The sequence below is a fragment of the Marinicellulosiphila megalodicopiae genome (assembly GCF_045862395.1).
Classification (GTDB): Bacteria; Pseudomonadota; Gammaproteobacteria; order Pseudomonadales; family Natronospirillaceae; genus Marinicellulosiphila; species Marinicellulosiphila megalodicopiae.
Genome location: NZ_AP023087.1, coordinates 3,598,647 through 3,621,967, shown reverse-complemented (window position 1 = coordinate 3,621,967; position 23,321 = coordinate 3,598,647). Strand labels below are relative to the sequence as shown.

Here is a 23,321-nt window from a genome sequence, read left to right as displayed (position 1 = left end):
GTATAGATTATTTAAGCGAAATTAAAGACCCTACAAAGGAGGCATTCAATAAACGCTTTTTATCGGTATTTTATGTCTTACTTATTGAATTATGTGGCATGTTTAATTCGAAAGATGACTGGTTGTCTATTGCTCAAGTTGGCGGTTCAAAAAAAATAAAGAATAACTGTGGACTATAACTGTGGACAATAAACTGTGGAAAGCCAAAACTAAAAAAACAATTCATTTTGGTGTATTTAAATGAAGCCTGTTCTTAATTGTTTACTCATTGATTTATGTCAATATTCTAGATGTGATCCTCGGATTTTATAGTTAAGCGCTTACTACGAGCAAACTAATCAGTTTGTAAGTTTTTATGTCAAATAAAGGCGCGTCCCAGTTAATTTCGACACCGATAATCTTATCTTGATAAAAACATTAAAAACGATTGTCTATTTCTAACAGATCTTTTTACTATCCATCCAATTCTTTGGATTTTTCTTTTATGTAATCAATTAATGTACGTGTTTTTTGAGACAGGTGCCTTTTAGTTGGGTAGACAATGTATATTTCTCTTGAGGTGCTGATTTCATAATCTGGGAGGATTGGTACTAATAATCCTTTTTGAATTGCATCACTTACACATAATACGGGAAGACACGTTATCCCTATTGAGTTAATGGCCGCTTTTAATACGATATTAATATCATTCGCACATATTTTAGTTTCAAATATATGTTCTGTAGAAACTGATGATGACTTATGTTTAATTCGTATTCCAGATTTATGCTGTTGAGTAAGTAATAATGCTTCTTGTTGTAATGACGCCATTGATTCAATAGGATTTTTTAAATTAGATAAATAATCGGGCGATGCACATAATATAAAATGAGACGTAAATAAATATTGAGCAATAAAATCTGAATTTTTTAATGGACCGACACGTATAGCAATATCGATTTTGTCATTTAGTATATCTTGGTAATGATTGTTAATCACGATGTCTAATTCTAAATTAGGATGTTCTCTCAAGAAGCTACATAACCAATCACCAACTAAGGTTTGGCTAAGAAACACAGTGGTAGTCACTGATATTTTCCCGCTCATCTCCTGTTGTTGTGCCATTAGATTATGAATATTATGTTTGATTTCTTGGATATGTGGAGCACATTTTTCAAAAAATAAAACGCCTTTTTGGGTTAATTGTATTTTTCTTGAACTTCTATCTAAAAGTTGAACACCAAGAGATTCCTCTAGCGCATAAACGCGCCTACTTACAGTGCTAGAAGGAATGCTTAGATGCTTAGATGCTTGAATGAAACTGCCATGTTTAATGACTTCGACCACAATTGATATGTCTTCATATTTCCACATAATGTATTTGATCCCATCTATGGGATGTTCTATCCCAGTAAAGACTGCTTATTTGACATAAATGGGATGATAGCATGGCTGCTTCTTAAATCGTAGCAAAGGGCTATCTCATGAAATCACGTTTATTGCATCATTCACTATTTATAAAATTGTCATTAATACTAATTGGAGGTATGTCATTTATCTCGAATAGTCAGGGAGCTCAATCAGAGTTAACCATTCAGTCCACAGGAAAAACCCCTTTAAAGGTCTATGTTTTAGATTGTGGTCAAGTTAAATCGCAAGATATGTCGGTATTTAATTCATCTATTAAAAAAGGCACAGTAGGGCATTTGGCTAATCCATGTTTTTTAATACAGCATCAAAAAGGCACGCTTTTATGGGATACGGGTGTTTCTGAAGCTATTATAACGCAGCCAAATGGTATTGATGTTTCTGGCGGGGCTTTTAATTTTTCAGTTACCAAAACATTAACTGAGCAATTGAAAGAAATTAATATTGAGCCAAAAAATATTAACTACCTCGCTTTTTCACATATGCATCTTGATCATACGGGTAATGCATTATTATTTTCACAAGCTAATTGGTTAATTCAAGCGCAAGAGTTTGCAATTGCTAATAGTGCTTACGCTAAAAAATATGGTTATGCACCTTTGGATTATCAATCCACTCAGTCACTCAATATTACTGAGTTAACAGGAGACTTTGATGTATTTGATGACGGCTCTGTGGTTATTATTTCAACCCCGGGGCATAGCGCTGGTCATCAATCGTTATTTATAGATTTACCCAAACATGGACCTATAGTCTTATCGGGTGATTTATATCATTTTGAATCGAATCGGGAACAATATGGTATTCCATCATGGAATGACAAGAAGGCAACTATTTCTTCTTTTGCAAAGATTGACAGAATTCTTGATTTAACGAACAGTGAACTGTGGATTCAACATGATAAAAAACAATTTGAAAAACTAACACTTTCACCTAATTTCTACGAGTAAAGGTAGGTAAGCAATTTTGAAACGGCTATGGTGTTCATCCACCGTAGCTGCTTCATTTTTATGATTAATAAGATCGGCATAATGTTTTTTTAACAATTATAAATTATATTAAAATCAGGTAAATAAGTGGGATGATTTGTTTAACCGACTTAAGGAATCTCTGATTTAGAAAGATAAATTCAAGCTTTCAGAAATTTTACTAATCGAGGCATGCTTTTGACAGAATAACTGGTTATTTTGAAAAAGCGTAACGAATCGATACAGGGATGTATCAAATTAGAACTTTGCACGCCTAAATGGATTTAGGTGTTAGAGCTATGTCGGGAACAAATAGCCGAGGAGTAAAAAAAACTGTGATCGTCTCGAAAAGGACTCGTCATTTCGCTTCGACGATCGCCGTGCACTTTGTGCCTAAATGACTCGCTGAAAAAATCTTTCTAATTCAGAGGTTTTAAATAAAGGGGGTGGTTAAGTTAAATTTTAAAAATAAAATAGAAGGGGATCCAGAGATCAATAGTCAAAATTCCCCCTACTTAGATTTATTTAAGTGATGTCCCTTATTGGTTGTCATTGAAGCTAGCCAGTTTGTATGTGTCAATGACAAAGGTAAGACTCTCGACCCACTGATGATCAAAAGTGGCTGTGATCAAAAGTGGCTGTGATCAAAAGTGGCTGTTACTTCTGACTTTGTTAAAGTGGATACCCCTAGTTGTTTAAAAGAAAGGGGGGTGAAGAAGGGTAGTGGGAAGCAGAGTAAATCGGTATGTGAAACTAAAATCTGAAAAGTGGATGTCACTTCTAAATCTGAAAAGTGGAAATCTGAAAAGTGGATGTCACTTCTGACTTTGAAATCTGAAAAGTGGATGTCACTTCTGACTTTGAAATCTGAAAAGTGGATGTCACTTCTGACTTTAGATTTTAAAGACGCTTATGCACCGCGTTTTTTTAAATTTTAGATTATCAATTTTTTAAAAGTGGGTGTCACTTTTAACGTCACTTTTAACGTTTCTTTTGATGTTAATATTCATCATAATCTGGGTATTGCTCTGGTTTGGTACCTACTTGTTTAATGATTTGTGGATATTGAATGTTTTTTATTGGCGTGAATAATTTTTTACGTGTTTTGTTTATTTTGAAAAGCCAGCTATCCCCATAATCAAATAAATAAAATAATGACTTCCCTGTTAACTTTTCGGCAATTTCACCAATGGATATTTTAGTGATTTCTTCTTCATCACATTCAAATCGTTCTCTCATTTTAGATCTTGGTAGCTTTGAAATATAGAATTCAAATAAATGATCATCGTCAAATTCAATTGAATCCAAAATAATACTACTTAAGTCAATTAATTTATAATTTTCTGGTACTTCTATCGTTATTTCCCAAGAGTCTTCAGCATATATACCGTGGATTAATTGGATGTTTAAAGTTTGAATCATGTTAGACCTAAAAAATGATATAAATTGATGGAATAAATGAAAGGATTATATCAATTTCAATAATAAATAACGAGTTTGGTGAGTTTTTTAATTGGTAGTTTTGATTTGTATTATCCAAATAACGACTTCGCTTTTTTCATGCCTGCAGTTTTATTGATGTCACAATGTTTCATTGCATTACAAATACTTTTAATAGAGCCAACCATCCTATGAAATTGACTGCCATAATTTTGTGCACTATATAAAAATTCATTGGGGTCAATATTAAACTCTGATAGCACTGACGGTGTGTTTTTATTGATCGAGGATTTATTGTCTCGTAATTGTTTTCCTGTCCATTCTACTAATTCAATATAAGAACTCACTTTAATCGGAATGTCATTTTTTTTGGTTGTAGAATAATTCCCAGTTAATTTTGATAACTCTTTAGGTTGCGTGTTTACATTATTAATATTTTTGGCTTGTTTTGCTTTTTCATAACGTTTTTTAATAGACGTAAATTCTGATTTTTGAATGGTCTTACTCATATTTGCACGAATAGGGTTTAAGTCCACGTATGCCATGCACGTTAATAATGCTTGCTCATCTAATAACGCTTGTGACTTAAAACGAGACTCCCAAAAACGACCTTTACAGTCGTCTTCTTTGTTAGCAATACGCGCCAAGGGCTCGTTAATATTTCGCATAAACCAACTGATATCATGTAATTTTTTACGGCAGTTTTCTGCAAATTCTAAGACTAACTCAGATTCAATTTCAGTTAAATTGTTTCCTTTTACATAAGACCTAGATAATTCAGTGCCTTTGTAAATCATATGCCAGCGAGTAATTACCTCCAATGGAGACCATTTCGCTGAAATGCTTTTATGCACATCAAGAATGACATGGTAATGATTGCTCATTACAGCATAAGCACAAACATCAATGGCAAACACAGTGGTTAAAAAAAGAATACGATCCTCAATCCATTGTCTACGATCAATCTTGTTTGGGTCAGATTTTGACTGATCATCAAGGATGAATGCTTTTCTGACCGCGCGTGTACAACAATGGAATTTTGTGGTTAAGGATAGATCTATTTGAGCGGAGCGTTTAACAGCCATAATCGAATTCTTATAATTGAGTGGTTTACTTAAATGTAGATGATTTTGTCTATTTTTCACGATTAGAATTGTAATGAATTGTGTCAAAAGTGGGTGTCACTTCTGGTTACTGTGATAGTTGATCTGGTTTGATTGATTTTGTTTGATTGTGACATTTTAGATTTTAAAGACGCTTATGCGCCGCGTTTTTTTAAATTTTAGATTATCAATTTTTTAAAAGTGGGTGTCACTTTTAACGTTTCTTTTAACGTTTCACTTTTAATGTTATTTTTAAAGTAAAACTAGCCAGTTTGTATGTGTCAATGTCAAATGTAAGACGCGACCGCGTTGGTCGTGCCAATCCAAAAAAGCCGAATAGGAATATTCGGCTTTTCAATTATTAAATATGCCATTCAAAACAACATCATTCAAATAATAATTCAATCGTCTTCATAGGCAAAAACATTCGAATTCGGCCATTATGTTCACATAAAACCTCAAACCCATATTTCGCGTAAAACGTTTGTGCATCATCTGTTAAACAGTCAACAATTACTGCATAAGCAGGCATGTGAGTATTTACGTTCCATAAATACTTAAGTGCATTAATTAAACTGATTTTGCCTAACCCTTGTTTTTGAAAGTTTTTATTTACAGCTAATTGCGCCAGTAAAAATACAGGAATGGGATAATGAGGTAATTTTTTTGAAAGTTTTTCAGGTAATGTTTTTCTGCCAATAGACGTTGGAGACACTGTATAAAAACAACATATTGGGTGTTTGTTATTTAATAAAGGCAGCGTTGCAGGTAAAACCATTGTTCGGCTGATGCCTGCTTGTTTGTGTTTGGCGGCTTTTGTTTTAATAAAATCGTTTAATTCTTTTTCTGAACAATCAAACGATTCTCTATCGTGTTTTGTTTTGTCTAATTCTTCAAATTCAGATTGCCAACTCATTTAATGCCACTTTGTTCTGTAAATTTAACGGCATCTAAAAGTGCTTTATTGGGTTTGTTTGATTTCTCACAAGCAAGCGCAAATTGATCAAACAGATTGTCCTCAAGCGTCATTTGATCATGCTCGCTGATGACGTTTGTTGCGTCTTCGTCCATTATTTTCACAATGTACTCAGTTAAACTTTTTAGCCCTAGCAGCGCAGAGGCTTTCTCGGCTTTGGCTTTGATGTGTTCATCTAAACGTATATCTAAGCGTGCAGTCGCCATGTGTCACCTATCTTTTGAATTTGTACGGATTAGTGCTGTATAGATTGGAGTATAGGTTTAATTGGCAGTGAATACAAGTTGCACGGAAAAGGTACGGAGGTTTGTTTTGTGGTGTTTGTTAACTCTAGCCATGTAAAACGGGTGGGGGCTTGATTGTTATTTATTGTAATAGGTGTGGGAAGCACGGTTTCGCACGCTATAAAGCTTAAAAAGAGGGCGTAAGAATCGATGGTCGGAAGGCAGAGTAGAGTGAATCTGTATATGAAACCAAAATCTGAAAAGTGGGTGTCACTTCTGGTTCGTCTTTAAATGTAGATGATATTGGCTATTTTTCACGATTAGAATTGTAATGAATTGTGTCAAAAGTGGGTGTCACTTCTGGTTGGTCACTTCTGGTTTTTCAAAAGTGGGTGTCACTTCTGGTTTGCCAACTCATTTAATGCCACTTTGTTCTGTAAATTTAACGGCATCTAAAAGTGCTTTATTGGGTTTGTTTGATTTCTCACAAGCAAGCGCAAATTGATCAAACAGATTGTCCTCAAGCGTCATTTGATCATGCTCGCTGATGACGTTTGTTGCGTCTTCGTCCATTATTTTCACAATGTACTCAGTTAAACTTTTTAGCCCTAGCAGCGCAGAGGCTTTCTCGGCTTTGGCTTTGATGTGTTCATCTAAGCGTATATCTAAGCGTGCAGTCGCCATGTGTCACCTATCTTTTGAATTTGTACGGATTAGTGCTGTATAGATTGGAGTATAGGTTTAATTGGCAGTGAATACAGGTTGTACGGAAAATGTACGGAGGTTTGTTTTGTGGTGTTTGTTAACTCTAGCCATGTAAAACGGGTGGGGGCTTGATTGTTATTTATTGTAATAGGTGTGGGAAGCACGGTTTCGCACGCTATAAAGCTTAAAAAGAGGGCGTAAGAATCGATGGTCGGAAGGCAGAGTAGAGTGAATCTGTATATGAAACCAAAATCTGAAAAGTGGGTGTCACTTCTGGTTCGTCTTATGATACTTTTCTTATATGAATAGTATTGTGAAATAACTGATTTTCCCCCTTTTTACTCATTGCTGTTATATTTGTTAAATGGAAAGCGCGATCCCGTTAGATATATAATAAATTGTTCAAAAGTGGGTGTCACTCCTGATTCTGGTTTCTTTTACTTTCATTGTGTATGTGATAACAAAATCTGAAAAGTGGATGTCACTTCTGGTTCTACTTCTGGTTCCTATAAATTGTTCAAAAGTGGGTGTCACTCCTGATTGCTGTACTCCTGACCGTGACTGTATTCACGACTATCTCGGGTGTTTTCAGTGTGGGTTCTAGATCCGACCCTAGAATTAAAATTAAAATCGTAGGGTTGAGCTTTAGCTCAAAATTCTAAAGTGGATGTTACTTCTGAATTTAAAGTGGATGTTACTTCTGAATTGTCCTCACATCACCGTGGTATCCTAAAAAGCGTTAGTGTCTATGTTAAGTGTAAGGTAGGATCCCGTTAGTCGGTTTATAAGTGGTAAAAAAATGAATTATAAAAAAATTAATACATTTGCATTGAGAGCGTTTAGAGAAACCGCTGACAAAGATTATATCCATGCACGAATGGCATATAATGCTGGTTTGATTCCTCAGTTTTTATGGTCATCTTTACATTGCTTGGAGAAATATTCAAAGTGCATTCTTTTGTTATGTCGAATACCTAACAAAAATTCAGGACATACAGCTTTGGAATCAATTGAAAGGTTTGGTGGCAAGTTTGATGTTGAATTTTCAGAAATAACTTTAAACTTTATTAGAGGTTTAGAAACTAATGGGGCCTCAGATAGATATTACGAGCAATCTTGGTTTATTTATAAACCATTAATAATAGAGTTAGATAAAGCTGTTTGGGAAATAAGAAGATTTTGTAATGCTGAATTATATAATTACAGTGAAAATGAAATTAACTTTAAATCTGATCCAGACTTAGATTTATTTGATTTTGAACTTAGGTCAGTAAAAAATACAATAATTAAAGGAGGGTGGTTGGAGAAGGTTTTAGATGAAAAAATGCATTCTGCTCGAAAATACTTAGTTTATGGAAATTTTTTTTATACTAAAGTCAATAGAAAGAAAGTTTCCATACCCTCGAAAGTGTCTGCTGGTAATTCACCTTTGTATTTGTATCCAGAGATAATAGATGAGTTGGGTAATTATATTGTTATAAATAAAAAAATTAAAAATAGTTATAAAGAATTGTTACATAAAAAAAGTAAGCCTAAAACTCAATAGAGTTCCATAAATCCCAGACAAAAAAAGAGACGCATAAAGCGTCTCTTTTTTTTACAACTTTGCGATTACCACTCATCGGGCAGGAAGCCCAAATAGCGACTGAATACTCAAGACGGGTTTCCCGACGCCAGAGTATTCACAAAGCTCACTCTTTAAGTTTTATTAATTAAAAAAACAATTAATAAAAATATTCAAAAGGGACTTTGAAATTAAACTTCAGAAGAAGCTAAAAATTCAGTTTTCTCTTCTTCAGAAACTTCTTTAATAGAAAGCTTGATACGACCACGGTTGTCAACGTCTAAACATTTAACAACGACTTCTTGGCCTTCTGTTAATTCTTCTTCAACTTTTTCTAAACGACGATCACAGATTTGTGAGATATGTACCAAGCCGTCTTTACCCGGTAAGAAGTTAACAAATGCGCCAAAGTCAGCAATTTTCATTACTTTGCCTTTGTATAATGCGCCAATTTCAGCTTCTGCAGTGATTTCAGAAACCATTGCTAATGCTGCTTGAGTTGACTCTTTGCTTGGTGAGTAAATACGTACTAGGCCAGTATCGTCGATGTCTACTTCAGCGCCTGTTTCTTCACAGATAGAACGGATAGTTGCGCCGCCTTTACCGATGATGTCACGGATTTTGTCAGGGTGTACTTTAACAGTCGTCATGCTTGGTGCGTTGTCTGGTAATTCAGGACGTGCATAACCAATTACTTTGCCCATTTCACGTAAGATCGTGATACGTGCATCGTTCGCTTGGTCTAATGCAATTTCCATGATCTCTTCAGTGATACCTTCGATTTTGATATCCATTTGAAGCGCAGTAATACCTTTAGCAGAACCGGCTACTTTAAAGTCCATGTCACCTAAGTGATCTTCGTCACCTAAGATATCGGTTAAGACTGCGAATTTATCGCCTTCTTTAACTAGGCCCATTGCAATACCAGCAACCGGAGTGGTAACTGGAACACCAGCATCCATCATTGCTAATGAAGCACCACAAACAGAAGCCATAGAGCTTGATCCGTTTGATTCAGTGATTTCAGAAACAATACGAATTGTGTACGGGAATTCTTCTACGTTTGGCAATGTTGCGCCAACACCACGACGAGCTAAACGACCGTGACCGACTTCACGACGACCGGTTGCGCCCATACGACCACACTCACCAACAGAATATGGAGGGAAGTTGTAATGTAACATGAAGTTATCTGTGTACTTACCGTTTACCGTTTCTTCGATTTTACCGTCACGTAATGTACCTAATGTAGCGGTAACTAATGCTTGAGTTTCACCACGAGTGAACAATGCTGAACCGTGTGCACCAGGTAATACGCCAACTTCAACTTCGATATCACGAACAGTTTTAGTGTCACGACCATCAATACGAGGCTCGCCATTTACGATACGTGTACGGACTGTTGCTTTTTCGATTGAAGAGAATACGCCTGAAATTTCATCAGCGCTAACTTCTTCAGAGCTTAATGCTTCAACGGCTGCTTTTTTGGCTGTGCCTAATGCTTCGTAACGTGCTGCTTTATCAGAGATAGAGTAAGCTTCGCCGATTGCAGCTGCGTAACCTTCAGTTACTTGAGCAATTAATGCTTCGTTTTTAGCCGGTGCTTCCCAAACCCATTTCTCTTTGCCAGCTTTTGCTTCAAATTCAGCAACGGCATTGATAACAGTTTGGAATTCGCTATGTGCGAATAATACAGCGCCTAACATTTCATCTTCAGATAATTCTTTCGCTTCAGATTCAACCATCAATACAGCGTCAGATGTACCGGCAACAACCATGTCTAAATCAGATTCTGCTAATTCAGAAATTGTTGGGTTTAATGTGTAGCCAGCAGATTCAGTGTAAGCAACGCGTGCAGCACCAATTGGGCATTTGAAAGGAACACCAGAAATGCTTAATGCAGCAGAAGTAGCGATCATTGCGCAGATATCAGGATCGATGTCAGCAGTTGCAGAAACAACCGTTAATACAACCTGTACTTCGTTCATGAAACCTTTAGGGAACAATGGACGAATAGGGCGATCGATTAAACGTGATGTTAACGTTTCTTTTTCTGAAGGACGACCTTCACGCTTTAGGTAACCACCAGGGATTTTACCCACTGCGTAGTATTTTTCGATGTAATGTACAGAAAGAGGGAAGAAGTCTTGACCAGGTTTAGTAGATTTTGCAGCTACTACGGTTGCTAAAACTGAAGTTGCGTTATCAATAGTACATAAAACCGCGCCAGATGCTTGGCGAGCGATACGAGCTGTTTCTAAAGTAACGGTAGATTTACCAAATTGAAATTCAGTTTTTACAGGGTTTAATAAACTCATTGAGTTTCCTTTAAATTGATTCAGGCCAAATTGCCTGATTGATTATATTTTGTCGTTTCGTAGAGAGCTTCTAATTCAGTGATCTGCTGGAGTAGAATCAAAACACTCAATAAGAAGCACTCCTACTACGTATTCACGACTGTTTATTTAATACTTTTTAAAAATAAAAAAAGCCCCGATATTCGAGGCTAATTCTTTTAACTACTAACGACGTAGACCTAAGCTAGAAATTAAGCTTGTGTAACGTGCAGCATTTTTACGTTTCAAATAATCCAACAACTTACGACGTTGGTTTACCATACGAATCAAACCACGACGTGAATGGTGATCTTTATGGTGCTCTTTGAAATGACCTTGTAATTCATTGATGTTCGCAGTTAACAATGCAACTTGAACTTCAGGGCTACCAGTGTCGCCTTCAGATTGAGCGTATTTTGTAACGATTTCAGATTTAACTGATGCGGAAAGTGCCATAACGGACTCCTAATTAATATGCATTAAAAATAAGAATCGTGCCCGTGCATATTTACAGACAGATTCGGACGCGGATTATACTCAAAAGACTTAAAAAATGATAGTCAATACAGGGGAATTATTAGATGGAATTAACTTCGGTTTCACTTAAAAAACGATATTCCCCAGCCCTTAAGTTTTTGTCTAATTCAATTGCTCCCATCGAGGTGCGATGCAGGCTGATAACCTTGTTTTGAAAACGGGCAAACATGCGTTTAACTTGATGGTATCTGCCTTCAAAAATCGTTAATTGTGCATTGTGGTTGTTTCGTATTTTTAAAATGGCGGGTTGTATTTGTACTTGTTCATAATCAAAAAACATTCCCTTGGCAAAGTATTTGATATATTCATCGGTGATTGTGTTTTCAGTCCCAACTTCGTATTTTTTGCCGATTTTCTCTTCAGGTTGTGTGATTTTTCGCGAAAATTGCCCGTCATTGGTCAGGATCACTAATCCTGAAGTATTTAAATCCAATCGGCCTGCAATGTGCAATTGGTCGGCAAAAGGCTCATTTATACAATCAATTACGGTTTTATGTTGCTCGTCTGTTGTCGCGCTCACTACGCCAATGGGTTTGTTTAACATGATGTAATAAGCGTGTTTGTTTTGCAGAATGTTCGATTCGCATTGTATTAAATCAAAAGGCGTGACGGGGATTTGCCCGTCTATTTCTACAGCATGGTTAACGCTCACTTTTCCGCTGGCTAACAGCTGTCGTAACATTTTTTTGCTGTATAAGGTGTTGGCTTTGAGGAATTTGATTAGCGGCATTGAATTTTCTTATTGGGTATAAAAAAGCACAGACTACCTGTGCTTTTTGATTTTAATGGCAATTAAATGTTTGTTGTCATCCGCGACTTGTTTTTGTCGTGGATCCAGTGGTTTGATGTTGCGGGCGCTGGATCCCCGACGATAAGGCTGTCGAGGATGACGAATAGCATTAAAGCGGATTTACTTTTTAAGGCCTGCTTTAGCGAATAATGACGCCATTGTATTTGCTGGCGCTTCTTGGTTTTGTTTGCGATTATGGTTTTGACTGCTTCTTGCGCCACCACGTTGAGGTTTGTTGTCGTTACTTTTCTCAACTTGGCTGGCATCGTCGTCTAAACGCATGGTTAATGCTATGCGTTTACGATCGGCGTCTACTTCCATTACTTTCACTTTAACAATATCGCCGGCTTTCACAACTTTGCTCGGATCTTCTACAAACGTGTGACTTAATGCAGATATATGCACCAAACCATCTTGGTGAACACCTACATCCACAAACGCACCGAAATTCGTTACGTTCGTTACCACGCCTTCCAAAATCATGTTCAATCGAAGATCTTTAATCTCTTCTACTGAATCATCAAAGGTGGCGGTTTTGAATTCTGGACGAGGATCACGACCGGGTTTTTCAAGCTCTTTTAAAATATCTTTTATGGTCACTTCACCAACAAGATCGTTTGCAAACTCTTTAGGATCAATGCTTCTTAAAAATGCGCTATCTCCCACGATCTGACCAATAGTTTTATTGTTTTTAGCTAACATGGCTTCGATCACTGAATACGCTTCAGGATGCACCGAAGAGTTATCAAGTGGGTTAGAGCCGTTGGCAATTTTCAAGAAACCCGCCGCTTGTTCAAACGCTTTTGCGCCTAAACGTGGTACTTCTAATAATTGTTTTCTGTTGTCAAATTGACCAATCTTGTGTCTAAAAGCGATGATCTGGGAGGCAACGGACTTGGTTAATCCAGAAACCTTCGTTAATAACGGCTCAGATGCTGTATTTAAATCCACACCGACACCATTCACACAATCTTCTACAACGGCATCCAGTGAACGCGCCAAAGCAACTTGCGAAACATCATGCTGATACTGTCCAACACCAATGGCTTTTGGGTCAATTTTCACTAACTCTGCAAGGGGATCTTGTAAACGTTTGGCAATAGAAATGGCGCCACGAATGGTCACATCTAAATCAGGAAATTCTTGAGCGGCTAATACACTGGCTGAATACACCGATGCGCCTGCTTCAGAAACCACAATTTTGTTCAGTTTTAGCGTTGGGTTTTGTTTTACTAACTCATTCACTAACTTGTCGGTTTCACGCGATGCCGTGCCGTTACCAATTGCCACTAAATCAACTTCGTATTTGCGACATAATAATGCTAATACTTCGATGGCTTGTTGCCATTGATTTTGCGGTTGATGCGGGTAAATAACGCCATGTTCGGCGATATCGCCACTATCTTTAACTACCACAACTTTAACGCCGGATCTAAAACCAGGATCTAAGCCAAGTGTGGTACGTGCGCCAGCAGGGGCGGCTAATAATAAGTCTTTTAAGTTTTTAGCAAATACCGAAATAGCGTCATCTTCAGACTTTTCGCGTAATTTACCCACAAGATCGGTCTCAATGTGCGAAAGTAACTTCACGCGCCATGTCCAACGAACCACTTGCATTAACCATGAATCCGCAGGGCGGTTTTCATTTTTTAATTTGAAATGATCACAAATCATAGATTCGCAGGTCACACTTTCACGTGCGGGTGTGCCGTCTAATCCCATTTGAAATTGTAAGATACCTTCATTACGACCACGAAAAACAGCCAGTGCACGATGGCTTGGCATGGTTTTCAGCTTTTCTGTGTGCTCAAAGTAATCACGAAATTTCTCGCCTTCGACTTCTTTGCCCGGAACCACCGCAACAATAATGTCTGCATTTTTATCTAAATAGTTACGAACTGCGCCAATTAAGGTGGCATCTTCGGCAAAACGTTCCATTAAGATAAAACGAGCGCCATCAAGTGCGTCTTTAGTGGTCGCTATTTTAAATTCAGTATTTAAGTATTGAGTCGCTTGATCTTCAGGTACGAGTGTTGGGTCATTTAACAAGGCATCGGCTAATGGTAAAAGCCCCGCTTCAATGGCAATTTGTGCTTTGGTGCGACGTTTTTGTTTGTAAGGAAGATATAAATCTTCTAATTCTGTTTTGCTTGCCGCTTCTAAAAAGGCCTTTTTAAGTGCGTCGGTCATTTTGCCTTGTTCTTCAACAGAGGCAATCACTGTCGCTCTTCTGTCTTCAAGTTCGCGTAAATAACGTAAACGTTCTTCTAATGTACGTAATTGGATGTCGTCTAAACCGCCGGTTACTTCTTTTCGGTAACGGGCAATAAATGGCACGGTCGATCCTTCGTCTAGCATGGCAACGGTGGCTGTTACTTGTTGAAGCTGTACATTTAGCTCTTTTGCTAGGTGATTAAATATTTTTTCAGACATAAAATTCAAACTTTAAAATTAGTGAGGTGGTTGGAAGATCTCTGCAAGATCGCTGTCTTTGAAACTATAATGTTGATTGCAAAATTGGCAGTCAACGCTGATTTTTCCCTGTTCTTGAATCAACAATTTAGCATCTTCAAGCCCTAAATTAATCACTGCATTTTCACAACGTTTGCGTGAACAGCCGCATTTAAATGACAGATCTTTAGGGTCGTACACACGAACGGTTTCTTCGTGAAATAATCGATATAAAATTTCTTGGTTTGGAAGTTCTAGTATCTCTTTATCTTTTAATGTTGAAAATAAATAAGACACACGATTGTATGATTCATCTTCAATTTGTAAAGAGCTATTGTTCGCAAATAATGGCATTGCTTGAATCATCATGGCGCTGGCTTGGTTGTCGTTAACAGCAATTTTAAACGACGTTTTGATTTGCTCAGACTGCAAATAATACTCTTCAATGCCTTTTGCGATATTGTCTTCGTGTAAGGCAATTAACGATTGATAAGGTTTTCCTTTTAAAGGCTCTAAGGTTAACGCTAAGTTACCTTGTTCAAATAGGGGCTTATCTTCGTCGAAATTCTCGTCAAAATGGCAAATTGCGCGGACAAATTCACGGTTTTTGCACTCTGCCATAATCAAGCGAACTTGGCCTTGGCTTTTCGCTTGTAAAATCAAACTGCCTTCAAACTTCAAAGTGGAGCTTAATGCCGTCACAGATGCTAAAAATTCACCAAGCATGTGGCGAATTTTGGTTGGATAATTTTTTTTATCCACAACATCAAGATACGATTGGTTTAAATGAATGATTTGACCACGAATAGCGGTATCGTCAAAAAGGAAGGTTTGGGACTGATCGGTATTTTTCATGATTTAATAACTATGTTTGGTTTTTAAAATATCACGACGTTGTTTTTTGTCGGGACGTTTTTGTGGGGCTAATATGGAGGCGTTCATGTCTTTTCTGTTTTGTGCTTCAGCGGTGCGTTTTTCTATGCTTTCGCTGCTTTCTTCATATAATGCTTGTGCCAATGGTGCGCTTAAACGTTTGTCGCTAACGGCTAAAATAGTGATTGTTTTTTCTTCTAGGCCAATACGTAAACGAAGGGTTTGGCCCACTTCCACGATTTTGCTGGCTTTAATGCGCTGGCCGTCATAATGCACTTTTCCGCCTTCTACGTTTTGTTTAGCAAGGCTTCTGGTTTTGTAAAATCGCGCGGCCCACAGCCACTTGTCGATTCTTACTTTTAATTCGGTTTTTTCGATGCTCATTTAAATAAGTCCATCAATGAATTTAATTGCACAAATGATGGGGACGGATCTTTATTTGGCAAGGTGCTGTCGGGTTTTGCGATGCTAAAAACTTGAGCAATGCCCATTTGTTTGGCTTTGGCGCAAATAGGTAAATTGTCATCTATAAATACACAATTTTCAGGTTTGGATGTTAATTTTGCGTCTAAGTGTTGCCAAAACTCATCGTATTCCTTCGAAAATCCAAAATCGTGCGCACTGACGATTTGATCAAACCAATCGGTGACTTGAGTTTGTTCATCTTTAATTGCAATGCTGTCGCGATGGGCGTTGGTGGTCATAACGACTTTGACGGGCAATGTTTTAAGTTTTTCTAAAAACTCAATCACCCCTGGCAAGTATTGGATTTTATGGTTAATCGATTGTTTGAGTTCGATGATGTTCAAGCCCAATTCGTCACGCCAAAAATCAAGACAGTACCAATTTAAATGGCCTTCGTGTTCTTTAAATCGCTCATTTAACAGTAACGTGGTTTGATCTAACGTTAAATCGTGCTTTTTAGCATATTGCTCGATGACTGTATTTTTCCAGAAGTAATTATCAAAATGCAGATCAAGAAGGGTACCGTCCATATCTAAAAGAACGGTTTCGATGGTTTGCCAGTTGATAATAGATTGAGTCATGTTGATAAATTCTGAAGCAGTAAAAGCAAAATCTTATCACTATTAAAATCAATGCGCTTATTTTTTGCGGGATTTTTTAACCATTTCGTAGGCGGTTTGAATTTCTTGAGTTTTCTCTTTGGCGATCTGCATCATTTCTTTAGGTAAACCCTTGGCCACCAATTTGTCTGGATGGTGTTGACTCATTAAACGACGATAGGCTTTTTTCACTTCTGCATCCCCCGCGTTTTTTGTTACACCCAAACTTGCGTAGGCTTTATCAAGTAATTGAGCGTCAGTGTGATAGTTGGTTCTTTGGTGATTTTGATTGCGATAGCGTTGGCGTGATTGATTAAATTGTTGTTGGGCAAAAATACGTTGGTTGATGAACTCAAATTGCAGTTTATTGATGTTTAAAAACTGGCAAATCTTTTGGATAACAATACGCTCGTTTTGTGAAAGTTGGCCATCGGCATAGGCAGTTTGTAATTGAATTTCTAAAAATATGGTTGTTAACGTTGAGCGATTTCCCACTGCGTCACGCAGATCAATTAGTATTTCGCCAATATCGTATTGAGAGGATTTGCCTTCGCTGAATAATTTCATGGCTTCCAGTCGCTGAGTTTCATTTAAACCCATTTGCTTCATGACTTGGCGGGCGGATTGTAATTCTTGCTCACTGACACGTCCGTCTGCTTTTGCTATTTTTCCCATTACTAGAAATGTAGCTTGAAAAAATACAGCTTGCATCACTCCTCGTTGAGGTGCACTGCCTGTAAATGGGTCGTCGGTTTTTTGTAATGATCGATCAAAGATATGCCCCACAACTAAGCCAAGAATCAATCCAGGTATATGACCTGAGTAGAAACCGATGCTTCCAGCTATGAGTTTTCCAAAAATTTGCATGATTCCTCGCTTAATAGATGTCTCAAGTTTTTAATTTCGGTAAGATAGACAGTTAATTTTATCATAACCCTTTGCTTATGTGTTTGCTGCGATTTTTATTATTACAAAGTTTGTTGTTTTTAGCGGCTTCTGCATGGGCCCAAGAAATGAATTTGGATTTTGTACCTTATGATGAATTATCCACATCTCAACAAAAAACGATCAGTCAGTCTTGTTCTGGCCAGTTTGTCGACAGATTTAATGAATATAGCGAAAATGCTGAAGAAGGCGTTCGTAAAGCTCAGTCTCAATCTCAGTCGCTTATGGATCAAACTTGGATTCTTGAAGGTAATGCAATAATCATTGAAAAATCTATTGTGTTGCTAAGTCAGTCTATTGAAATGCACGAATCAACGGGTCAAACTTTGTTAAATGGCCAAACTCAAATGCGATTTGATGGGTTGATGTTGCAAGGCGATTCAGTTGAAATGGATATTAAAAAACACACTGGCACAATTAAAAATGCACAATTTGTGATTCATGGAAGTAATGTAAATGGCAGCGCAAATGAAATTCGCCGAGATGAAAATGGTGTGTTTTATCTAAAAGATTTTACAATAAGTCGGTGTAACCCTGATCAAAAATCTTGGTGGTTAAAGGGATCAAAACTTAAAATTGATCCAAATACAGGAATGATTACCAGTGTAAACAATTGGCTTTGGGTGGGAGGGGTTCCGGTTTTCTTTACACCTTATATACATATGCCGTTTGATGATCATGCTACAAGTGGTTTGCTGGTTCCAACTTTTGCTTTAACTGATGGTAAATTATCTGAGTTTAATCAGCCTATTTATTTTCGATTTAAACCAAATATCGATATGACCACTACGGTTTCTTATTTAACTCAGACTATTAATGATAAAGAAAAATCAGGGGTATTGTTAAATAATGAATTGAGGTTTTTGGGTAATCGTCAGCAGGGGCAGTTGCTTGGTGCCTATAGTGTTATGCCTAGTCGGACTCAGGGGAATAGTCTTAAAAATATTGATCGATATTATTTGACGTTTGAGCAGCAATGGAATTTAGGGTGGTTTACTTCAGACATAGAACTTAATGCTTTAAGTGATCAGTTTTTCTTTCAAGATTTTTACAGGGGCATTGAAACTAACTCTGCCATGCAAAGTATGAATAACCGCTATCAATTAGATGATACATTAATTTATCAAACATTAGATGCCAGTTGGGCGCTAGAGATGGGGGCGGATAAATTTCATCGTTTAAAGCATGTATTAAATACAAAAGAGTTAGGATGGGATTTATATTTTAAACAACAATGGCAGCAAGCAGATGATAGAAAAGACATCATTTCAATTGCCGATTGGTCCGCTTTAAGTGCAAGTGAAAAAGCATTAAAAACCCCTGTTTTTGCAAGCGAGTATGCGTTCCAGGTTGCTCCTTCTTTTGAGGCGAAATATAAAACGCCCAGTGTAAAAGATTTTAAAATTAACCAGTCGGTTTCGTTACAAGTGGCAAATTTTGATAGGCAATTACCTACTGAATTAAGTAATGATGTAGCAATAACTGAACAGTTACGTTTGTCGGTAAAATCTAATTATGCCTTTCCAATGAGCGTGAATATTGCAAACACTGATGCCACTTATAAAGTAAAGCCAAATCTTTTAGTTCAAGGTGCGATTTATCCTGATGCTGAGGTGTTGGATGAACAAAAAATAGGCTATTTATCGGCAATGTCTACCTTTACTCAGCAATTAAATGTGCCTGTAAAAATCACAGATCAACAGCAGTTGTTAGTTCAACCTGAATTAATTTGGCAATACGCTCCGTTTGTTGATACTAGCTATCTTCCTGTACTAGATAGTGCCAATCAATCGTCAAGTTATGGGAATTCAATTCGCTTTACTGGTACTGATAGATTAGGTGACACAAGCGAGTTGCATTATGGGGTGGGGTTTAGTTTGCAAAAAAATAAACGCACTCATACTAAGTTTAGTATTAAGCAAAGTAAATTAATTAAACAAGAGCTATTAAATCTTCAATCAGTAGCAGTAGAAAATCCTGAATTTGAACGTTTTAGTAATTATAACGTCCAAGCAAGCTTTACTCCTAATAGTGCAACATCATTGTCTGGAATATGGGGGTATTCACCTGAGTGGTTAATTGAAACTAGGCAGGTTGAGTTTAAATATAAATTACCAAATAATCATTACATAAGGCTTACCAGTTATAGTGATTATTCAATTACAGATGATGATGTAAATAAAACTGAACTCAGTACGCATTTGTTATCATTGTCAGGCCAGTGGGCATTAAATCATCAAATTGGTTTAATTGGTTACGGTAAATGGCAATATAATTTGGCCAATGAAGAGGCTGAAAATTATCAATTAGAAGAAATGGCAATAGGGGTTGAATATGATGACTGTTGTTGGGCCTTTCGTATGTTAAGCTATAACAATTTTTTAGATGAAGAACATGAAGATAATAAACTTCATTTTCAAGTGATTTTTAAAGGTATGGGGCGTTTAGATCAAGGCTTTGATACCACAATAGATAAATATTTACCTGCCTATCCGGGCAGCCTATTTGAACAGGATTAATATGATTACACGATTTATTATGCGCAAAACCTACGTACTTGCGATCACGTTGGCTTTTTCTATAGTTGCAGTTGCTCAAGTGCAATGGGTCGATCAAACCGAAGTGATTGTCAATGACGAAGTGATATTAACCAGCGACGTTGAAGTAGCGCTAAAAGAAAAAACAGGGTTATTAATTTCTCAAAACCAAGGTGCCCTTTTAGCAAATATGGAATTAGTCAGATCTCAAGTGATTGATGAGTTGGTTGAACGTTCAATTTTAGTTCAGCGTGCTAAAAGAATTGGCGTGAATGTTTCAGATCAAATGTTAAATGAAGAGGTGTCCGGAATTGCTGCGCGAAATAATTTAGATTTGCCATCGTTTGTCACCTTACTTGAACAGCAAGGTCAGGATTATTCTCGATATCGTGAAAATATTCGTGAACAAATCATGATCCAAATGCTGGTTCGATATGAAGTGGGGAATTTAATTCGTGTCAGTGATGCGCAAACAGATCGTGCATTAAGTGCTCAGCGTTCTAAAGAATTAACGGATCCAGAATATCGAATTTTGCATAAACGTTTTGATTCCTTTCAAGAAGCAACCGACTATAAAGTACGTTTAACTAATCAGGGGTTGCGCGAAGATGAAAGTGCAACGGATTTGGGTTATCGGAAAAAAGAAAACTTACCTAAAATATTTGTAGATAATATCGAAGGATTAAAAACCAATGCGGTATCTGAAGTGATTGAGCGTTCTGGAACGTTTCATCTCATTCAAATTATTGAAATTAAAGGCGATGCAAAACAATCCATCACACAGCATTTTGCACGACATATATTAGTTATGCCAAATGAATTACGCAGCAAAGAACAATCATTGGAATTAATAAATCAATTACATCAACAAATAAAACAGGGGGCGGATTTTGTTACGGTCGCCAAAAAATATTCTGATGATAAAGGCAGTGCGGCATTAGGTGGTAATTTAGGATGGACTGATGGATCTGAAATGGTACCGGAATTTCGCGCTGCGTTACCAACGGTAGAAATCAATGAACTAAGCACAGTATTTGAGACGGATTATGGTTTTCACTTTTTACAAGTAACCGAGCGTCGTCAAAAAGATTTATATAATGAAAACTTAAAAAACTTAGCCAAACAAGCCATTGGTGATAAAGCCTTTCAAGAAGAATATCCGCGCTGGTTAGCTGATTTAAAATCATCAGCTTATATTAAATACAGCAATGAAAGTGACGTTAACTTCAAACTAAATCGAATCAAAGATGACAAATAGCACAAAAAGATTAGTAATCACAAGTGGTGAACCAGCAGGAATTGGTCCGGATATTATTTTAAAAGCTGCCAAAAATAATCATATGGCAAGCTGGATTGTGCTGGGGGATCAATCCGTTTTTATTGCACGAGCTGAGCTGCTTAAAATAAAAATACACATTGAATTATGGATGCCAGGGGACCCTACTCCTGCTCATAAAGCGGGTGTTTTGTTGCTGTATCATGTGCCTGTTAAAAACGAAGTGATTCCAGGAAAGCTGGATTCAGAAAATTCAGAGTATGTGCTTGAATTATTAAAAATAGCAACAGATGGCTGTGTTGATAACACCTTTGATGCCATGGTGACGGCACCTGTTCATAAGGGGGTGATCTGCGAAAGTGGTGTACCATTTAGTGGACATACAGAGTTTTTAGAAGAACGCACGGGTGCTGATAAAGTAGTCATGATGCTAGCTTGCACTAAATTAAAAGTGGCATTAGTGACCACGCATTTACCTTTGAAAGATGTGGCTGCAGCGATTACTCCAGAATTATTAAGTGAAATATTAGCGACGTTAATTCAATCATTAAAACAACAATTCGGTTTGAAAAATCCAACGATTTTGGTAGCAGGTTTAAATCCTCATGCTGGCGAATCTGGTCATATGGGTATGGAAGAAATCGAAGTGATTGAGCCGACTTTAAAAACATTTAAAACACAGGCCAATATTATTGGGCCATTACCTGCTGATACGTTATTTACACCACCTTATTTAGAAAAAGCCGATGCAGTGTTAGCGATGTATCATGACCAGGGTTTACCTGTTTTAAAATGCATTGGTTTTGGTGAGTCAGTAAATATTACTCTGGGTTTACCTATTATTCGAACCTCTGTGGATCATGGTACGGCTTTAGATTTAGCAGGAACTGGACAGGCAAAAGAAAGAAGTTTAATTTGTGCCATTAAATGGGCATTACAAATGAGTCAAAAGGCTAATTATGCATAAAGCTAGAAAACGATTTGGGCAGAATTTTTTACATGATAATAATGTAATAGATAAAATCGTACGTTGTATTCACCCAAAAGAAGATGAGCACGTCATTGAAATTGGCCCTGGCCAAGGTGCGTTAACGCAAGGGTTGCTTGATGGTGCAAAAAAATTGGATGTCATTGAATTAGATAGAGATTTGATTCCTATTTTAAGAACAAAATTTTTCAATTATGATCAATTTAATATTCATGAAGCCGATGCATTAAAGTTTGATTTTTTATCATTAAATAAAACACCGATGCGTATTGCAGGTAATTTGCCTTATAACATTTCATCGCCATTAATTTTCCATTTATTAGATTTTGCTGATGATATAAAAGATATGCATTTTATGTTGCAAAAAGAAATGGTTGAGCGTTTATGTGCAGTGCCTTCTACTAAAGATTACGGGCGTATAACAGTGATGGTGCAATATCATTGTGAAACTGAATTCTTATTTATTGTCGGGCCTGAGTCGTTTGATCCAGCACCAAAAGTCGATTCTGCTATTGTGCGTTTAACCCCTAAAAAAGTAAAACGTTTAGCGGATGACGAAAAAGTGTTTGCTGATATTGTAAGAACGTCTTTTGCACAAAGAAGAAAGACACTTCGTAATAATTTGAAAAAAATCATTACAGCAGAGCAGCTTATTGAGATCGGTATTGATCCTACAATGAGACCAGAAACCATTACCTTAGATCAATATATCGATATCAGTAATTTATATGCAGCCATACTAAAAAACCAAGGTGAAGATGATCATGCAAATCAGTGATGTGTTAATCGAAACCGAAGGTGAATTTATCCCTAGGTTTTCAGATTCAGAAAAATATGTGTTTGCATATCATGTAAATATTACAAATAACGGTGATCAGAATATTCAAATACTTAGCCGATTTTGGGAAATTACCGATGCCAATGAAAAAGTAATTCATGTTAAAGGCGAAGGCCTAGTGGGTAAAAAACCAACGATCATTCCTGGTGAAAGCTTTGAGTATACTTCCAGTGTGGCCATAGCAACTGAAATAGGGTTTATGAGTGGCTCGTATCATGGTATTACTCAAGATGGAGAATTATTAAGTTTTCCAATTGATCTTTTTACATTACAAATTCCAAATAAAGTAAATTAATAAA

21 protein-coding genes are annotated in these 23,321 nt (G+C 36.9%); 7 read left to right on the top strand and 14 right to left on the bottom strand.

The window, feature by feature from the left end:
- Positions 1-453: 453 nt before the first annotated feature.
- The gene (locus TYM08_RS15570) at positions 454-1,353 is read right to left on the bottom strand and encodes a LysR family transcriptional regulator (RefSeq protein ID WP_422380071.1); all 900 of its coding nucleotides are present in this window, start codon (positions 1,351-1,353) and stop codon (positions 454-456) included.
- Positions 1,354-1,463: 110 nt separating this feature from the next.
- On the opposite strand from TYM08_RS15570, the gene TYM08_RS15565 reads away from it, so the two are divergent.
- Positions 1,464-2,357, top strand: a complete 894-nt coding sequence (locus TYM08_RS15565) for an N-acyl homoserine lactonase family protein (protein WP_422380070.1) — start codon at positions 1,464-1,466, stop codon at positions 2,355-2,357.
- Between the two features lie 1,017 nt (positions 2,358-3,374).
- Here TYM08_RS15565 and TYM08_RS15560 read toward each other — a convergent pair.
- The 5 genes from TYM08_RS15560 to TYM08_RS15540 form a co-directional block, all read right to left on the bottom strand.
- Complete coding sequence (locus TYM08_RS15560) at positions 3,375-3,797, bottom strand: IS1096 element passenger TnpR family protein (protein WP_422380069.1); 423 nt, start codon at positions 3,795-3,797, stop codon at positions 3,375-3,377.
- A gap of 110 nt (positions 3,798-3,907) precedes the next feature.
- A complete protein-coding gene (locus tag TYM08_RS15555; RefSeq protein ID WP_422380068.1) occupies positions 3,908-4,900 on the bottom strand; it encodes a hypothetical protein in 993 nt (330 codons plus the stop codon).
- 403 nt (positions 4,901-5,303) lie between these two features.
- Entirely contained in the window at positions 5,304-5,834 is a 531-nt protein-coding gene (locus TYM08_RS15550; RefSeq protein WP_422380067.1) for a GNAT family N-acetyltransferase, read from the bottom strand.
- Positions 5,831-6,100 carry a DUF1778 domain-containing protein gene (locus TYM08_RS15545; RefSeq protein WP_422380066.1) on the bottom strand — a complete coding sequence of 90 codons (270 nt, stop codon included), beginning with the start codon at positions 6,098-6,100 and terminating at the stop codon, positions 5,831-5,833. The genes TYM08_RS15550 and TYM08_RS15545 overlap by 4 nt, the downstream gene beginning before the upstream one ends.
- A 432-nt stretch (positions 6,101-6,532) precedes the next feature.
- The gene (locus TYM08_RS15540; RefSeq protein ID WP_422380066.1) at positions 6,533-6,802 is read right to left on the bottom strand and encodes a DUF1778 domain-containing protein; all 270 of its coding nucleotides are present in this window, start codon (positions 6,800-6,802) and stop codon (positions 6,533-6,535) included.
- 820 nt (positions 6,803-7,622) lie between these two features.
- On the opposite strand from TYM08_RS15540, the gene TYM08_RS15535 reads away from it, so the two are divergent.
- Positions 7,623-8,369 (top strand): hypothetical protein, encoded by a 747-nt coding sequence (locus TYM08_RS15535; RefSeq protein WP_422380065.1) that lies wholly within the window; start codon positions 7,623-7,625, stop codon positions 8,367-8,369.
- 209 nt (positions 8,370-8,578) lie between these two features.
- Here TYM08_RS15535 and pnp read toward each other — a convergent pair whose 3' ends face one another.
- From pnp to djlA, 8 genes are all read right to left on the bottom strand, one after another.
- Positions 8,579-10,705 carry a polyribonucleotide nucleotidyltransferase gene (gene pnp, locus TYM08_RS15530; protein WP_422380064.1) on the bottom strand — a complete coding sequence of 709 codons (2,127 nt, stop codon included), beginning with the start codon at positions 10,703-10,705 and terminating at the stop codon, positions 8,579-8,581.
- Between the two features lie 204 nt (positions 10,706-10,909).
- Positions 10,910-11,179, bottom strand: a complete 270-nt coding sequence (gene rpsO, locus TYM08_RS15525) for a 30S ribosomal protein S15 (RefSeq protein ID WP_422380063.1) — start codon at positions 11,177-11,179, stop codon at positions 10,910-10,912.
- Between the two features lie 121 nt (positions 11,180-11,300).
- A complete protein-coding gene (locus TYM08_RS15520; protein ID WP_422380062.1) occupies positions 11,301-11,942 on the bottom strand; it encodes a 16S rRNA pseudouridine(516) synthase in 642 nt (213 codons plus the stop codon).
- A gap of 228 nt (positions 11,943-12,170) precedes the next feature.
- Positions 12,171-14,483 carry a Tex family protein gene (locus tag TYM08_RS15515; protein WP_422380061.1) on the bottom strand — a complete coding sequence of 771 codons (2,313 nt, stop codon included), beginning with the start codon at positions 14,481-14,483 and terminating at the stop codon, positions 12,171-12,173.
- An 18-nt stretch (positions 14,484-14,501) separates the two neighbouring features.
- Positions 14,502-15,356, bottom strand: a complete 855-nt coding sequence (locus TYM08_RS15510; RefSeq protein WP_422380060.1) for an Hsp33 family molecular chaperone HslO — start codon at positions 15,354-15,356, stop codon at positions 14,502-14,504.
- A 3-nt stretch (positions 15,357-15,359) separates the two neighbouring features.
- Positions 15,360-15,758 carry a ribosome-associated heat shock protein Hsp15 gene (gene hslR, locus TYM08_RS15505; protein ID WP_422380059.1) on the bottom strand — a complete coding sequence of 133 codons (399 nt, stop codon included), beginning with the start codon at positions 15,756-15,758 and terminating at the stop codon, positions 15,360-15,362.
- Positions 15,755-16,420 carry an HAD-IA family hydrolase gene (locus TYM08_RS15500; RefSeq protein ID WP_422380058.1) on the bottom strand — a complete coding sequence of 222 codons (666 nt, stop codon included), beginning with the start codon at positions 16,418-16,420 and terminating at the stop codon, positions 15,755-15,757. Before TYM08_RS15500 ends, hslR begins: the two co-directional genes overlap by 4 nt.
- A 57-nt stretch (positions 16,421-16,477) precedes the next feature.
- Complete coding sequence (djlA, locus tag TYM08_RS15495) at positions 16,478-17,305, bottom strand: co-chaperone DjlA (RefSeq protein WP_422380057.1); 828 nt, start codon at positions 17,303-17,305, stop codon at positions 16,478-16,480.
- 83 nt (positions 17,306-17,388) lie between these two features.
- Here djlA and TYM08_RS15490 point away from each other — a divergent pair, with 83 nt between their 5' ends.
- From TYM08_RS15490 to apaG, 5 genes are read left to right on the top strand one after another with little or no spacing between them, the layout of a single operon-like run.
- On the top strand, positions 17,389-19,902 hold the full coding sequence (locus tag TYM08_RS15490) for an LPS-assembly protein LptD (RefSeq protein WP_422380056.1): 2,514 nt from the start codon (positions 17,389-17,391) through the stop codon (positions 19,900-19,902).
- Between the two features lies 1 nt (position 19,903).
- Positions 19,904-21,178, top strand: a complete 1,275-nt coding sequence (locus tag TYM08_RS15485; protein WP_422380055.1) for a peptidylprolyl isomerase — start codon at positions 19,904-19,906, stop codon at positions 21,176-21,178.
- Positions 21,168-22,163 carry a 4-hydroxythreonine-4-phosphate dehydrogenase PdxA gene (pdxA, locus tag TYM08_RS15480; protein WP_422380054.1) on the top strand — a complete coding sequence of 332 codons (996 nt, stop codon included), beginning with the start codon at positions 21,168-21,170 and terminating at the stop codon, positions 22,161-22,163. Before TYM08_RS15485 ends, pdxA begins: the two co-directional genes overlap by 11 nt.
- On the top strand, positions 22,156-22,962 hold the full coding sequence (gene rsmA / locus TYM08_RS15475; protein ID WP_422380053.1) for a 16S rRNA (adenine(1518)-N(6)/adenine(1519)-N(6))-dimethyltransferase RsmA: 807 nt from the start codon (positions 22,156-22,158) through the stop codon (positions 22,960-22,962). Before pdxA ends, rsmA begins: the two co-directional genes overlap by 8 nt.
- Entirely contained in the window at positions 22,949-23,317 is a 369-nt protein-coding gene (gene apaG, locus TYM08_RS15470) for a Co2+/Mg2+ efflux protein ApaG (RefSeq protein ID WP_422380052.1), read from the top strand. The genes rsmA and apaG overlap by 14 nt, the downstream gene beginning before the upstream one ends.
- Positions 23,318-23,321 lie beyond the last annotated feature (4 nt).